This is a genomic window from Ornithinibacillus gellani (assembly GCF_003730295.1).
Taxonomy (GTDB): Bacteria; Bacillota; Bacilli; order Bacillales; family Amphibacillaceae; genus Ornithinibacillus_A; species Ornithinibacillus_A gellani.
On record NZ_QTSZ01000017.1, the window covers coordinates 285803 to 300284 of the forward strand.

The following is a 14482-nucleotide window of genomic DNA, read 5'->3' on the forward strand; positions in this document are numbered from 1 at the left end:
CGAGGACCACCTGAGATGTATCTCTCATTAAGATAACTGCGACAGTAGGTGATAACATGCTATTTTGTCCTTCATGCGGTTCAGGAGTAAAGTTAGACGAATCTTATTGTGTGATTTGTGGTAACAAGCTTCCTGATGATATGGATGAAAGATTAAACGGAAAAAAACCCCTTCATAAATTTTGGTTAATACCCCTTTTCACTTGTATATTTTTTGTTATCACATCAGGAGTTTACTATTTATTTTTAATGAATCAGATACAGGATGCAAAAGGGCTTTATGAAGAAGGAGAACAATTGGTGCTCCAATCTGAATATAAACAAGCAAAGAATAAATTTGAAGATGCATTAAAAAAGAAATCTAATTTTATGCAAGCTGAATCTGCACTTGAATTTACTAATAAGGCCATTCATGTTGAATCCATGATTCAAGATGCAAATGAACTCTCCATGAAAGACGATTATCAACAAGCCCTATCGGTTATGACGGATGCAGAGAAACAAATTAATAATTATATCGGGACAGCCGTAGATCAATTAATCAAAAAAATTGTAAATAGCCAAAATGCCTTAAAAACAGATCATTTAAAGAAACAACTTGCCGACCAGCCAAGCATCGATGAACTGAAAAATTTATTATGGGAAGCCGACGCTATAAAAAATGAAGAAGCTATCGAAATTACAAATAATATTCGGGAACAAATTGTAGATTATACGCACTCGAAGGCAAGCGAGCTATCGAATAAAAAACAATTCTCCGATGCAATCGCGTTTATTGAAGATGCGATGCAATTTGCACCTCGTTCAGAAAAATTACAGAGTTTGGAGAAAACGATTGAAAAAGAAAAAAGCACATTTGAAACGACCCAGCAAGAACGTATTGAACAAGCTATTAGTACGGCTGAAAAAGAACAGAAAGTCAACGAAAAAGATGCTGTTAAGCTTGTTTCTGTAAAGGTAGATAATGATAAGCAAGGAAACCTTGTCATCAAGGGGGAGGTCAAGAGTGTCGCAACTGTCCCAATAACTTCTGTGCAAGTAAACTATGCCATTGCGATGAAAAAAGGGGACGAATTTTTAAAAAATGATGTTTTTGTTTATCCGGATACATTATATCCAAATGAAACGGGTAAATTTGAATTTACCCACTATGATATTCAGGAAGCAAGTAATCGATATCAGGCAAATGTAAAAAAAATCACTTGGTATACGGACTAAGCTAAGCATAACAACTGGAGTGAACAAAATTGAAAACAAAACGATATGCACCAATCGTCCTATCCGTGTTTGTCGTCTGCATCGGCATAGCTGCTATCTTTTTCATCCATTCCTTCTGGCAGAAGAAGACAATCGCTATTTCAAATCCAGTTGTCAATCACGTGAATGAAGATGTATCGGATACGACAAACTTAAAATCCATTCTTCATGAAACTGGAAAATATGTTGTACAGATTGAAACACAAAATGATGTGGAAACCGCAACTGGTTCCGGTTTTATATTTAATGAAAAAGGAGATATTTTAACCAATTTACACGTAATTGATGGAGCCGATTTTATTCAAGTTCGTACGGCAAATGCAGAAATCTATCCTGCTGCGGTAGTTGGCAAAGGAAAAGGCAACGATGTAGCTGTTTTACGTGTTCCACAATTGGCAGGTATGGGTGGATTGGAATTGGAGAAAGAAAATATTCCTGAAATTGGTGATGAAGTTATTGCGCTTGGAAGTCCTCATGGGTTTCAAAATACAGTTACACTTGGGATTATTTCTGGAACGGAGCGTAATTTTTCGGTTGATGGCTATGACTATAATAATGCTTATCAAATCTCTGCACCAATTACTTATGGAAATAGTGGCGGTCCTCTAATCAATCGTGAAACAGGCCATGTAGTTGGAATCAATTCAGTTGGAACTGAGGATGGAACAATTGGTTTTAGTATTCCTATTATTGATCTTTTGGAAGATATCGACGAATGGGTTGCAAAAGCAAAAAATGCCGATCTTGATTTCACTACTATTGAGCATATCAATCAAGAAGACCCAGATCAGCTTTCAAAAGATGCGGAATATATTATAGGTTATTTCTTTGATAGCCTCGTTATCCGAGATTATATCAATGCCTATACATTGATAGGAGATGCACTACAGAAAGCACAAAGCTATACATCTTTCCGTGAGAAATACATCGATATTATCTCCATTGACTACAAAAACTTTAAGAATAACATGACAGATGATAATCAAATGGAGTCCACCGTCGATGTCACGATTGAAAAGAAATTACCTAACGAGGAAAAAACAAAAAAAGAATCAAAAAAAGCAGTTTTTACCGTTGGATATGAAAATGACCAATTAAAAATTTTACGATTTGAATTAAAATAATGGTTCCACCGCAAACAGATGGGACTGGGACATAACGAGTCTCATCATGACGGGGTATCACGTTTAAACAAAAGGAGCACCTCTGTAAGTAATGGCTTAGATACCTTAATTTTATCAGAGCGTGCTCCTTTTGTTCTGTTTCACTGGGTTTTATTCCAAACTTATTTTTAGTTTAGCCAATGATGATGCGTTCTTTTGGATAATGGTAATTATCACTGCGTTTATAATTTTTAAACATAAATAAGAAGGTAATAATTCCTACCCTACCGATGAACATCAATAACATCAAAATAATTTTACTAAACGTGGTAAGTTCACTTGTAATGCCTAAACTTAAACCAACTGTACCAAAAGCTGAGGTTACATCAAAAAATAATTGCGTAATGGTAAATGGCTCCACAATAGAAATCACCAAAACAGACACGAACACCATGAATATAGCCATTAACGTGACCGTAACTGCTTTAAGAAGATCCTCGTCATGGACTTCACGTCCAAATAATCGAATACTGTTTCCCCCACGCGCATATGTGATAATAAAAATAATCACAAGTGCAAAGGTTGTTGTTCGAATACCACCACCAGCACTACTAGGGGACGCCCCAATGAACATCAAAAACGACATAAACAACTGATTTTGTTCAGACAACAAGCTGACATCCATCGTTGATAACCCTGCACTTCTTGTTGTTACAGATTGAAATAGTGAATAGAATAATGTTTCATGCCATGATTTATCTGCAAAATACTGGTTGCTATCCAGCAAATAAATAATTACTGTCCCAGCAATAATCAAGATAAAAAAAGTTATTGTTGTCAATTTTGTAAACAGGCTAAAACGGAAAAATCTCCGTTTCTCCCGATTGGCGAACAAAAATTCCTTCACCTCAATCAGTACAGGGAACCCAATCGCACCAAAAATAATTAGCAGCATAATAATAAATTGCAAAAAGTAATCCGTGTGATATGGAATAAGGGACTTTCCTGAAATATCAAATCCACCATTTGAAATTGCGCTAATCATACTAAAAAAACCATTCAAGAAAGCTTCTTGGGTAGAATCAAAATACCGTAAATAGTATATACTCAGGATTAAGAATCCAATCAATTCAATAATAAGAAGCACGAGAAAAATTTGTTTAATGAGACGTACCATACCTTCGAAATTGGTCTGGTTTTGATCGGTCATAATAAGCTGTCTTTCTTTCAGACCAATTTTCTTTCCAAGTAGAATCCAAATCATTGTACCCATTGACATAATACCAACCATGCCAAGCTGTAAAATAATAGCTAAAAAAATAACACCAGTCGTATTAAAAGTCTCAGCAATCGTAACAGTAGTTAAACCTGTTACACTTAGCGCACTTACAGCAGTAAACACAATATCAATAAAGTCAATGCTTACTCCCTCTTTATATGCAACAGGAAGTGCCAATAGAACGGTAGAAAATAAGGCAGCAATAAAGTAAAAGAAAAGGATCATTCGTACTGGTGACATACGGTTTAAGGCACGAATAAATTTGCTCGTATTGTACATGGTATAACTCCTTTACAGATTTTCCGAACGAGAAAGCCCATGCAGGTTGCAGACCGTCTTTAGACATGGGGATGATAGTGAGGTCAGACAAAGGGGGATTTTTGCCACCCTATTTGCCAACCCAATTGTCAGAAAATACGTTATACTTGGCTTATAGACAAGTAAAAGTCTTATGCTCCAATCTTGAAGGCTGTTCAAAACAGAAATGGACTGCGAACGCATTGTCATTCAAGAATCCCACTGGCGATTGCCAGCTTGCCCGTTTACGGGTGGGAATCTCAAAATACCCGGGTCATATCTTACCACAGATTAACTGGTTGTAAGACCCATATTGATGGAAGTTTCATTTTATTATCTTATCATATTTGATGCTAAATAAGCGTATTTTTCACACGATATCCTCTATTGATTTTAACTGCAACGAATGACAATAGACTTCATGATGATAAATGATCTATTACAAAAGAAAAAGGCCATTCCGATTGATGCTCCAACTGGGAGAAAAATCGGAATAACCTTGGTTATTTACAGCATTTCTTTAAATTTCCCTAAAAGCTCTTCCCCTTGATAACCTTTATTGACCAAGAAACGGAGCATTTCTTCAATTTTATTTTTACGTCTATCTACAATCGTCCCTATCAGTAATACATTCATTTGATCGCCTATTTCGTTTAATCCAATTATCGATGTAATAAAAGTGGCGGGTTCATTACTTTCCTTTGTAATCTTTGCCTCAACCATAATTTCTTCTCTTTCTTTATGGAGCCGTTTAAATAACTCCATATAATCACGACTAATATAGGCTTCAATGACCCATCGATTTTGTTCATCCTCACGGTTGATGGTTAAGCCGTCAATCAAATTAATATTATGCACTTTAATGTTATTGTGAACACTTTCGATTATACGTAACGCTTTTAACTTAAAGGTTTTCATTACACCAGCCCCCGCCTGCTTTATCCACCTATATAGGACATCTCAATCTTTTTTCGATTCTCATTTTTTCGCTCGGCGCGTTCATCTGAGTACCGATCCGTTCGTTGTGCCCAAAGATTACGCAAGGATTTTTCTAGTTCAGCATCTGTTAGTCCTTGTCTAAGCTCCTGCTTTATATCGTATCCACCGGAAGCAAACAGACATGTATATAGCTTTCCATCTGCAGATAGCCTTAATCTTGTACAGGTCCCGCAGAAGGAGTCTGTGACAGAGGAAATTACACCAATTTCCCCACTGCCATCAAGATAACGATATCTGGAAGCCACTTCTCCAACATAGTTTTCTTCCGCTGGCTCCAAAGGCATCTCCTCATGGATTCTATCGATGATTTCTTTTTTAGAAACAACATGTTGAAAGTCCCAGCCATTATGATTACCAACATCCATAAATTCGATAAATCGTAAAATAATATTACTGCCTTTAAAATGACGGGCCATAGGAATGATTTGACTCTCATTCATTCCTTTCTTTACAACCATGTTAATCTTTACTTGTAAACCAGCTGCCTGTGCCGCCTCAATTCCCTTCAATACAGGCAGCGTCACAACACCCTTACCATTTATTTTCTTAAATACCTCATCTTCAATTGCATCCAAGCTTATGTTAACTCTTTCCAAGCCAGCCGCTTTCAGTAATTTAGCTTTTCTTGGTAGAAAAATTCCGTTCGTAGTAAGGGCAATATCATCAATTCCATCAATCATTGCCAAACGTTCAATTAATTTTTCAAGATTTTTACGCATGAGAGGCTCGCCGCCTGTGAGCCGGATTTTATTCACACCCAATGCAGAAAAATGAGTTGCCAGGCGAATAATTTCTTCAAAGCTCAGTAATTCTTCTTCTGGTAAAAATACATAATCTGGTCCAAAAATTTCTTTCGGCATGCAATACGTACAGCGTAAATTACACTGATCAATTACCGAAATCCGTAAATCTTTTAGTGGTCTTCCAAATTTATCTGTGATTGGTTGCTTGTTAACTCCCATCTAACCACCTCCCCCAAAAATTGGATGCTGTGGAGCTGTTGTAAAGCATATCATTGGCTCTCTATCCTTTATTGCTTCGCTTATGTGGAACTTCAAAATGTTCCTGTCCAGCCTTGTCATTTAATAATAACACATCTACCATGGTTCCCTTTCGAAATCCTCTTGTTCCACCAGGCAATATCATCAAACTATCGGTATTGGCTAAAGAACTGACAACATTTGATTTATCGATTCCCGCAAGATTCACTTTCATTTTTCCATCTTCATAATCAAGCATGCTGCGTACAAAGCGGGTAAATGGGTTTGCCTTTGGAAAGTCCACTGCCAATTCAGCGCGGATGCTTCGTAAATAAGGTTGTGAATGGTATAGCGCATATTGCATGATTGGCCGTACAAATAATTCAAATCCTACATAACATGCAGACGGGTTTCCCGACAAGCCAAATAATAACTTCTCCCCCATCACTGCCACTGTAGTAACACTGCCTGGCCGCATTTGTATTTTATTAAATAAAACCTTTGCCTCTAACTTCTGATATAAATCAGGCATCAGATCAAAATCCCCCACAGATACGCCACCTGTTGTAATCAAATAATCCACTTCATCTAAAGCGGCAATCATTGCCTGATAGCTTGGGTCAAACGTATCTGAAAGCTTACCAAAATAGCGATATTCCCCACCGGCACGCAGGATTTGTGCGGCTACCATGGATGCATTGGAATTTCGAATTTTCCCTGGTTCCAATGGTTCATGTACCTCCAACAATTCACTTCCAGTTGCTAAAATACCGACAACAGGTTTCTTCGCTACTGCTAATTCCGCATGACCAAATGTAGCCAACAATGCTTTCACTCCTGGATTAATAACAGTACCTGGCTTTACTAAAATAGATCCTTTTTGTACCTCTGAGCCTTCTTGAATAATATTTTCTCCCTTTGATAGACTGCGTTTTATTTCGATAAAGTCTTTCCCGTCTGTTTCAATTGTTTGACATATTTCAAACATCGCAATACAGTCAGCGCCATTTGGTATCTGGGCACCTGTCATAATTCGGGTAGCCTGATTTTCACCAATTTCTTTTTGTGGAACCTGCCCTGCACCAATATGTTCGATTACTTCTAATCGTATGGGATTATCACGACTTGCAGATTTAATATCGTTAGACCGCAATGCAAATCCATCATAAGGTGATTTATCAAAGGAAGGTATAGGTTCGGTAGCAATAATTGGTTCTGCAATGCTTCTATCATAGCTATCTGTTATAGAAATTGTTTCCTTACTTCCTGCTTTACGATGTTGCATAACAAGCTCCACCGCTTCTTCAACGGGAATGGGATGTCGTCTTTCAAGCATTTCATCAATCCTTTCACCAGTCTCTATTCCAGTTTATCAAATTATTTCGATAATAGATATGGATTCCCATCCGCTTCCAAATGAAAAAGGTAGACATGTTTGGTCATGCATACAACAGGGAAATTAAAATGATACATAACTAAAACGTTTAATAATTCACTCACATAATTAATAGACGGTTTTATAATACTATGGTTAAACAGCCTAAAAAATGAGGTGTTGTCATTGTTTTGGATTATCGCCGTGATTATTGTTGTGATAGTAGCGATTATTCTCATCTCACTAAATAAAGGAAAGAGTCAATCCTTGGAGCCTGATGATCTAACACCTGAGGAAAAAGATTTGCTGGAAGAAGATTATTTAACCCATGGAACAAGAAAAAAAGACGAAGACCCAGAAAATATTTAACATCGGAACATCACGGTAGCAGCGCCTATTTCCGTGATGTTTTTTTCTATTTATCAGTCATATCTGGTTTGTTTGTGTATAATGGGTTAAGTGAATCATTCGTTAAAGAATGGAGTGTATTGGTATGAATAAAAAAATCACCGGAATAGGCATTCTACTTATATTGCTCCTCTTGCCCGCTTGTTCCAAAAAAGAACCTGCTGTTGTAAAAAAAGAATCCCCACCAGAAATAACAGAAAGTGATCCTGAACTTGTGGAACAGGTAATAAAAGAAGAGAGTGAAGAATTTATCGAATTCTCCTTGAAAGATGAAAAAGTACTGATAAATTTAAAAATGGTTCCTATCCTTGATGAATATTTACAAGCATCAAGGGATAAACAACGAAAAATCAAACAAATGGAACTGATTGAGCTGGAAAAGAAGGAAAATGAAAACATATACATACTAAAGTTTTCCTGTTACGAGGAGCAATGTTCTTATATTCTACTTGACCAGGATTCTGATAACACTGCTTTTCTGTTAGCTGATTTAGCAGAATTAGCAGAGGTAAAACTGTCCCCAGATGAGTCCAGGATTTTATTTCATTTTAATCGCGAATCTACATCCTCTATTCCTTTTTCCAATCTAACGGTCATTGATGTGGAAGCATGGGAGCGCCTTTCACCCATACCAGAAATTGAAACAAAAAGTATGCTTCAATTTGAATGGCCCATTTTGTCAGCTTCCTGGCAAGGAAATGATGCTGTCATTGCTGAGTTTCCAAATGTCACGGAGCCAAATGAAGAACAATTTTTTGAGTGGTTTGAGCAAGATCATCTAACCAAAACAATTACCTATCAGTTGGAATCAAACAGCTAAAACAAATGCAGGCTAAAGTCCGTTTATTCGGATTCATGTCTGCATTTTTTCTTTCCCCTCTACTATCCTTAATTAAATTGTAAATTCAATTCCTGTTTGATTGACATTCTTTCACCATTTACCATATATTTTGCCTCTGCATAAAGTGGATGCTCTCCTTTTGTATATGGTGCTGAAAAGGTCATCTCTTCCTGAGGAAAATAACTAGCTCCTGGATAAAGCACCTTATCGACTGTTCCTCCTGTAAAATCATGTTTACGCTTTCCAAAGGATAACGAAATGAGTGGTGTCTGATGCTCTATTTGAATGGGTTCTTTTCCTATGTACTGTAATGCTCGAAATACTTTTATCCCATGCGTTGTTTTTTCAGTATAAATATGCAAAATAAAATCACCAGCCTGTTTCGAATATGTACGTTCTTCCGATAAATTTGTTCCAAACACTTGACTTCCAAAACATATCATCCATGTAAGGGTCAATATACAAATAACAATGATGGCCTTCAACCATTTCACAAGATCCCCTCCTGCTCCTTATCTATATAGACGAATAATAGGTGAAAAAAGTTTCATCTTAGGAAAAAAATAGAACGTATAGAAATGACCATTCCTTTTCATGCTAACTAATGATAAGCGCAGGAATGAATACTTATCAATTTTAGGTTTAAAGGAGGATTTACATGACTGTTGGGAGTCAAGTAAAACAAACGATTGCGGGTTTAAAAAGTGCGCAGGCGAGTTTTGAACAATTTGCATTGCAAACAGAAAATAAACAAGCAAAGCAATTATATGAACAAGCAGCGCAGCAAACGATGACGATACTGCAGCAAGTAGAGCCACGTGTTGCGCAGTTAGAACAGGAAGAAACTCAGTACAAAGGGTTTTAACATTAAAATCGTTGTCCCATGGAATATGAAGCTCCAGGGACAACCTCTTTTTATATCGCAATCATCCTTATGAAAACCTGCCTATTATTCAAAGTGGATATGATCAGAAATGGGTGACCTACAATGAACAAGTCAATACAATGGGTACTGCTGGTTTTCCTATTCGTTCTTCTTACTGGCTGTAATCAGGATGGTACTACACAGGGTACGAAGCCTAAACCAACCTATCAACTTGTAACACAGGAGAACGTCAGTCAGGACCCAGCTAATCAAACGAAATTATTGTTGCAGAATAAGGAAGACATAAAACAAGTACATGCGGTTAATACAACAAAAGAAATTGTCGTTGCCATTGATGTGCCACAAATGAAACGATTCCAATTGAAAAATATCCAAAAAACGACAAAAGCTGAATTAAAAAAAGCTTTTCCGAAAGCAAAGATTCATTTATCAGCAGATAAAAAAATCATTCTGGAAGTAAAAAAACTGGAAAATGAATTGCAGCATCAAGCCATGTCATCTAAGCATTTACAGAAACAGGTGAAGGCGATTGTCCAGCTCATGAAAGAACAGACCTAAAGGAGGAAACCGTTCATGGCAGATAAAAAAAAGAAAAACCTGCCTCCAAAAGCACAATCTTATCAAGCATTTCAGAAACAAAGAGAATCGAAACGTCCTATTCTGATGAATTGTTTAAAAGCATTTTTCGTTGGAGGTTTCATCTGTTTCATCGGGCAATGTATCACGACGCTTTATATCCATTTTTTTGATTTCACCGAACAAACCGCTGGAAATCCCACGGTTGCAACACTTATTTTCATCACGATGCTACTAACTGGTTTTGGTTTTTATGATCGAATCGGTCAGTTTGCAGGGGCTGGTTCTGCTGTACCAGTAACTGGCTTCGGCAACGCAGTAATTTCTGCAGCAATCGAACACCGAACAGAGGGCTTTGTTTTAGGTGTTGGTGGAAATATGTTTAAGCTTGCCGGATCTGTCATTCTATTTGGTGTGTTTTCAGCATTTGTTATTGCTTTAATAAAGACGATTCTCATTCAATGGGGTGGTCTATAATGCTACAAGGACAAACGTGGATATTCAAAAATCGTCCCAGACTGATTTCCACCGGAACGGTTGGTGGGCCTTTTGAAGCCAAAGGAAACATTCCAGAAGCATTTGATATTTTACATGATGATATTTGGATGAAACAAACATCCTTTGAAAAAGCACAACAGACAATGCTTGAAGAAGCGTGTCAATATGCCATCAAAAACAGTAACCTTTCAAAAGAACAAATTGATTTCTTCATTGGTGGTGACCTTATCAATCAAATGACCCCCACTACGTTTACAGCGGATACCATTGGGATTCCATACTTTGGCATCTTCAGCGCTTGCGCGAGTTCAATGGAAGGCTTAGCACTTGCAGCACATATGATTAACAGCGATGGTGCAACGCATATTTTAACAGGAACGGCCAGTCATAATGCAGCTACGGAAAGACAATTCCGTTATCCAACTGAGTATGGTGGTCAAAAACCACCCACCTCCCAATGGACGGTAACTGGCGCAGGGTGTGGCTTGGTTGCCAAAACAGGGGCTGGGCCACATATTACATCAGCAACAATAGGAAAAGTAGTCGATATGGGGATGACAGACCCTTTTCATATGGGTGGTGCAATGGCACCAGCTGCAGTGGATACAATTATTGCCCATCTCCGTGATTTACAGTTAGATGTGGGACATTACGATCTCATTATAACAGGTGACCTTGGCCATGACGGTAGAAAAATCGCACTGGATTTACTCCTTGAAAAAGGAATTGCCATACAAGCTGAACAATTTGTCGATTGTGGTGCGGTCGTATATCGTGATGACCAACCTGTCCTATCGGGCGGCAGTGGAACAGCTTGCTCTGCCATTGGCATTTATGGTCATTACGTGCAAATGCTTAAGGACGGGACTGTAGACCGTATTTTAGCGGTAGCTACAGGTGCCCTTCATTCACCAATGAGTGTACAGCAAAAAGGGTCTATTCCTTGTATTGCCCATGCTGTTTCACTCGAAGCAGGAAGTGATGCAACATGACGTTTTTATGGGCATTTATAGTCGGCGGCTTCATTTGTGTCATTGGCCAGCTCTTATTTGATATATGTAAACTAACTCCGGGACACACGTTAAGTATTCTAGTTGTTGCTGGTGCTATCTTAGACGGATTTGGATTGTACGAGCCTCTAATTGATTTCGCAGGCGCAGGTGCAACTGTTCCTATCACAAGCTTTGGAAATTCACTTGTACACGGCGCTATGGCAGAAGCAGAAAAACACGGAATAATCGGCGTGTTAACAGGTATGTTCGAAGTGACAAGCTCGGGAATTTCCGCTGCCATTATCTTTGGAATGATTGGTGCGCTGATTTTCAAACCGAAAGGATAGTATGAGAAGGGAGAATCATCATGACTGTTGGATCTCAGGTCAAAACAGTACTTGCAAGTTTAAAAAACATCGAGGCAACATTGGATATATTATCACAGAAAACCCAAGATTCAGAAGCAAAACAAGTATATCAACAAACAAGCCAAATTATTCATGAAGTTAAGACAGATATGCACGCACAGGTACAAATATTACAAAATGAAGAGCCCCAATATGATACCTAGAAAGGAGCATACAAGATGCCATTATGGATTGAGGTCATCCTTCGTTCCATCTTACTCATTACCATTCTTTTTTTTCTAACCAAATGGCTAGGAAAGAAACAGCTTTCTCAAATGAATAGCTTTGAATTTATTAGTGGATTTGTGCTTGCCAGTATTGCAGCAATCCATTCTATCGATATAAGATTACCCTTGATTTATGGCATCCTTGCCATGTTCACTTGGTTCTTTATTCCGTTTGTATTAAAACAGCTGGCTTTAAAAAATAAAACTGTACGCGATTTTATCCAAGGAAAAAGCACTGTTCTAATTCAAAACGGTAAAATCATGGAAGATAATCTAAAAAAAGAAAGTTATTCTACAGATGATTTACTGGAAAACTTACGGGAAAAAAATATATTTCATGTTGCAGACGTGGAATTTGCCTTACTTGAACCATTCGGACGTCTTAGTGTATTACCTAAGAAGGAAAATCAGCCCTTAACCGCAAAACATGCCGGCATTACAGTCGCACCCATGAAAGAACCCCAAACGGTTATTATGGATGGAAAAATGCTATTAGAACCGTTGGCTAATTTGTCTTTAAATCCAGACTGGTTATCTACAGAATTAGAAAAAATGAATGTTGCAATTGAAAATGTTTTCCTAGGCCAAGTTGATCATGATGGACAGTTAACTATAGATCTGTATGATGATCAGTTGGTTGTTCCTGAAAGCACGGAAAAAGAACTTCTATTGGCAACTATAAAAAAATGCCAAGCAGATTTGGAGCTTTTTGCTTTGGCAACGAATAACGAGCATTCTAAACAAGTGTATAGTTCCAATAGTAAAAAATTGGATAAAGCGATAGAAGTTGTCACCCCTTATTTAAAATAGTGCAAAATCGTTTTCCTACTGGAGATGTCATGAATGATAAAAAATAGAAAATCCATTAAAACGAATAAAAATATTGTTCCTAAAAAAACGGGTCCGACAAATCAGCCTACTTCTATTCACTCTGATTTACAGAAAAACATTTCTTTATTTAAAACATTGTATAGCTACCCAACAAATGCAGATTTTAAAGTACGAGATATATTTATTCCCAGTTTACAAAAACAAGCAGCCCTCGTATATATCGATACAATAACAGATACTGTTTTATTAGAACGAGGCATCATTCACTCCCTGTCAACTCAGAACAGAGAAGATGCTACGGTTCAAGATTTATTAACTACACAGTCGATTTCAACAGAAATGAATGTTGAAAAGATTACAACGGGCATTAACAATGGAAGTGTAGCCTTATTTATTGAGGAATCCGATCATGGATATATTTTGCAAATTCCAAAATTTGAAGGCAGGCAGGTTGATAAAGCAGAGAATGAAACAACTGTGAAAGGGCCCCAAGAGGCTTTCAATGAGATAGCTGCAACAAATATATCGTTAATACGGAAGCGAATTAAGAATGAACATCTGATTGCGGAATCGATTACAGTTTCAAAACGTGCAGAAAACAAGGTTTCCATCGTATATGTGAATAATCTTGTCAATGAACAGTTATTGGAAGATGTAAGAAGTAGAATTTCATCCATTGATACAGATGCGATCCATACATTAAGTCAACTGGAACAATATATAGAAGATCGTAGCCTTACCTTGTTTCCCACCATGCTATATACAGAACGACCAGACCGGGCAGCTATGCTGTTGGAAGATGGTCATATTGTCTTAGTGATGGATAATTCACCAGATTGTCTGATCCTCCCTGCAACCTTTTGGACATTTTTTCATTCTCCTGAAGATAGCTATTTACGTTTTACAAGTGGAAATTTCACCAGACTGATTAGAATTCTGGCTTTATTTATTACACTATTTTTCTCTGCTATTTATATTGCAATTACCAATTTCCATGTGGAAATGATTCCACCTGATTTACTACTTGCTATTGCATCAACTCGCGATAAAGTACCACTTCCAGCATTTTTGGAATTAATTTTAATGGAAGTGGCATTCGAACTGATACGTGAGGCAGGCTTAAGGGCCCCCACTCCTATTGCTCCAATGGCTAGTATTGTTGGTGCACTCATTATTGGACAATCAGCGGTGCAAGCAAATATTATTAGCCCCATTGTGGTGATTATTGTAGCATTAAGCGGGCTTTGTTCTTTCATCATTGGTGATATTAGCATGAACATCGCCATTCGCATTACCCGATTTCTCTGTATCTTTGCTGCAGGATTATTTGGTTTATTTGGATTGACTGCCATCGTCGTTGCAGAAATCACCTATATTGTATCTTTAAAATCATTTGGCACACCTTATTTCGCTCCTTTAACACCGAAAATACTACCAACTGGTACATACTTTCGGACGTTTTTACAGAAGGATATTTTTCGTCCCGGCTATTTGAAAACGAAGGACATCACAAAAAGATAGGTGATT

The 14482-nt window shown here is 37.6% G+C and carries 17 protein-coding genes; 12 read left to right on the top strand and 5 right to left on the bottom strand.

The window, feature by feature from the left end; translation table 11 throughout:
* Positions 1-56: 56 nt before the first annotated feature.
* Both DX933_RS05530 and DX933_RS05535 read left to right on the top strand, forming a co-directional pair.
* On the top strand, positions 57-1217 hold the full coding sequence (locus DX933_RS05530) for a zinc ribbon domain-containing protein (protein WP_145962264.1): 1161 nt from the start codon (positions 57-59) through the stop codon (positions 1215-1217).
* Between the two features lie 29 nt (positions 1218-1246).
* A complete protein-coding gene (locus DX933_RS05535) occupies positions 1247-2380 on the top strand; it encodes a S1C family serine protease (RefSeq protein WP_123315481.1) in 1134 nt (377 codons plus the stop codon).
* 172 nt (positions 2381-2552) lie between these two features.
* Here DX933_RS05535 and DX933_RS05540 read toward each other — a convergent pair whose 3' ends face one another.
* The 4 genes from DX933_RS05540 to DX933_RS05555 all read right to left on the bottom strand — a co-directional run bounded on the left by DX933_RS05540 (position 2553) and on the right by DX933_RS05555 (position 7250).
* Positions 2553-3917 (bottom strand): TrkH family potassium uptake protein, encoded by a 1365-nt coding sequence (locus DX933_RS05540; RefSeq protein ID WP_123315482.1) that lies wholly within the window; start codon positions 3915-3917, stop codon positions 2553-2555.
* A 525-nt stretch (positions 3918-4442) separates the two neighbouring features.
* Positions 4443-4853 carry a YwpF family protein gene (locus DX933_RS05545; protein WP_123315483.1) on the bottom strand — a complete coding sequence of 137 codons (411 nt, stop codon included), beginning with the start codon at positions 4851-4853 and terminating at the stop codon, positions 4443-4445.
* Between the two features lie 20 nt (positions 4854-4873).
* The gene (gene moaA / locus DX933_RS05550; protein WP_123315484.1) at positions 4874-5896 is read right to left on the bottom strand and encodes a GTP 3',8-cyclase MoaA; all 1023 of its coding nucleotides are present in this window, start codon (positions 5894-5896) and stop codon (positions 4874-4876) included.
* A gap of 61 nt (positions 5897-5957) precedes the next feature.
* Entirely contained in the window at positions 5958-7250 is a 1293-nt protein-coding gene (locus tag DX933_RS05555) for a molybdopterin molybdotransferase MoeA (RefSeq protein WP_123315485.1), read from the bottom strand.
* Between the two features lie 225 nt (positions 7251-7475).
* Between DX933_RS05555 and DX933_RS05560 the strand changes: the two genes are divergently transcribed.
* Together DX933_RS05560 and DX933_RS05565 are read left to right on the top strand one after the other, a co-directional pair.
* Positions 7476-7658 (top strand): hypothetical protein, encoded by a 183-nt coding sequence (locus DX933_RS05560; RefSeq protein ID WP_123315486.1) that lies wholly within the window; start codon positions 7476-7478, stop codon positions 7656-7658.
* A gap of 124 nt (positions 7659-7782) precedes the next feature.
* The gene (locus DX933_RS05565; RefSeq protein ID WP_123315487.1) at positions 7783-8517 is read left to right on the top strand and encodes a hypothetical protein; all 735 of its coding nucleotides are present in this window, start codon (positions 7783-7785) and stop codon (positions 8515-8517) included.
* Positions 8518-8585: 68 nt separating this feature from the next.
* Here the strand turns inward: DX933_RS05565 and DX933_RS05570 are convergent, their stop codons facing one another.
* Positions 8586-9032, bottom strand: coding sequence for a hypothetical protein (locus DX933_RS05570; RefSeq protein ID WP_123315488.1), 447 nt, complete (start codon positions 9030-9032; stop codon positions 8586-8588).
* 164 nt (positions 9033-9196) lie between these two features.
* Here DX933_RS05570 and DX933_RS05575 point away from each other — a divergent pair, with 164 nt between their 5' ends.
* The 8 genes from DX933_RS05575 to DX933_RS05610 all read left to right on the top strand — a co-directional run bounded on the left by DX933_RS05575 (position 9197) and on the right by DX933_RS05610 (position 14476).
* Positions 9197-9403: a DUF1657 domain-containing protein gene (locus DX933_RS05575; protein ID WP_123315489.1), complete on the top strand. Its 207-nt coding sequence runs from the start codon at positions 9197-9199 to the stop codon at positions 9401-9403.
* 123 nt (positions 9404-9526) lie between these two features.
* Positions 9527-9982 carry a hypothetical protein gene (locus tag DX933_RS05580; RefSeq protein WP_123315490.1) on the top strand — a complete coding sequence of 152 codons (456 nt, stop codon included), beginning with the start codon at positions 9527-9529 and terminating at the stop codon, positions 9980-9982.
* 15 nt (positions 9983-9997) lie between these two features.
* On the top strand, positions 9998-10477 hold the full coding sequence (gene spoVAC, locus DX933_RS05585) for a stage V sporulation protein AC (protein ID WP_123315491.1): 480 nt from the start codon (positions 9998-10000) through the stop codon (positions 10475-10477).
* Entirely contained in the window at positions 10477-11490 is a 1014-nt protein-coding gene (spoVAD, locus tag DX933_RS05590) for a stage V sporulation protein AD (RefSeq protein WP_190279421.1), read from the top strand. Before spoVAC ends, spoVAD begins: the two co-directional genes overlap by 1 nt.
* Positions 11487-11837, top strand: a complete 351-nt coding sequence (gene spoVAE, locus DX933_RS05595) for a stage V sporulation protein AE (RefSeq protein WP_123315493.1) — start codon at positions 11487-11489, stop codon at positions 11835-11837. The genes spoVAD and spoVAE overlap by 4 nt, the downstream gene beginning before the upstream one ends.
* Positions 11838-11857: 20 nt before the next feature.
* A complete protein-coding gene (locus tag DX933_RS05600; RefSeq protein ID WP_123315494.1) occupies positions 11858-12061 on the top strand; it encodes a DUF1657 domain-containing protein in 204 nt (67 codons plus the stop codon).
* Positions 12062-12076: 15 nt separating this feature from the next.
* The gene (locus DX933_RS05605; protein WP_123315495.1) at positions 12077-12934 is read left to right on the top strand and encodes a DUF421 domain-containing protein; all 858 of its coding nucleotides are present in this window, start codon (positions 12077-12079) and stop codon (positions 12932-12934) included.
* A gap of 33 nt (positions 12935-12967) precedes the next feature.
* On the top strand, positions 12968-14476 hold the full coding sequence (locus tag DX933_RS05610) for a spore germination protein (protein WP_123315496.1): 1509 nt from the start codon (positions 12968-12970) through the stop codon (positions 14474-14476).
* Positions 14477-14482 lie beyond the last annotated feature (6 nt).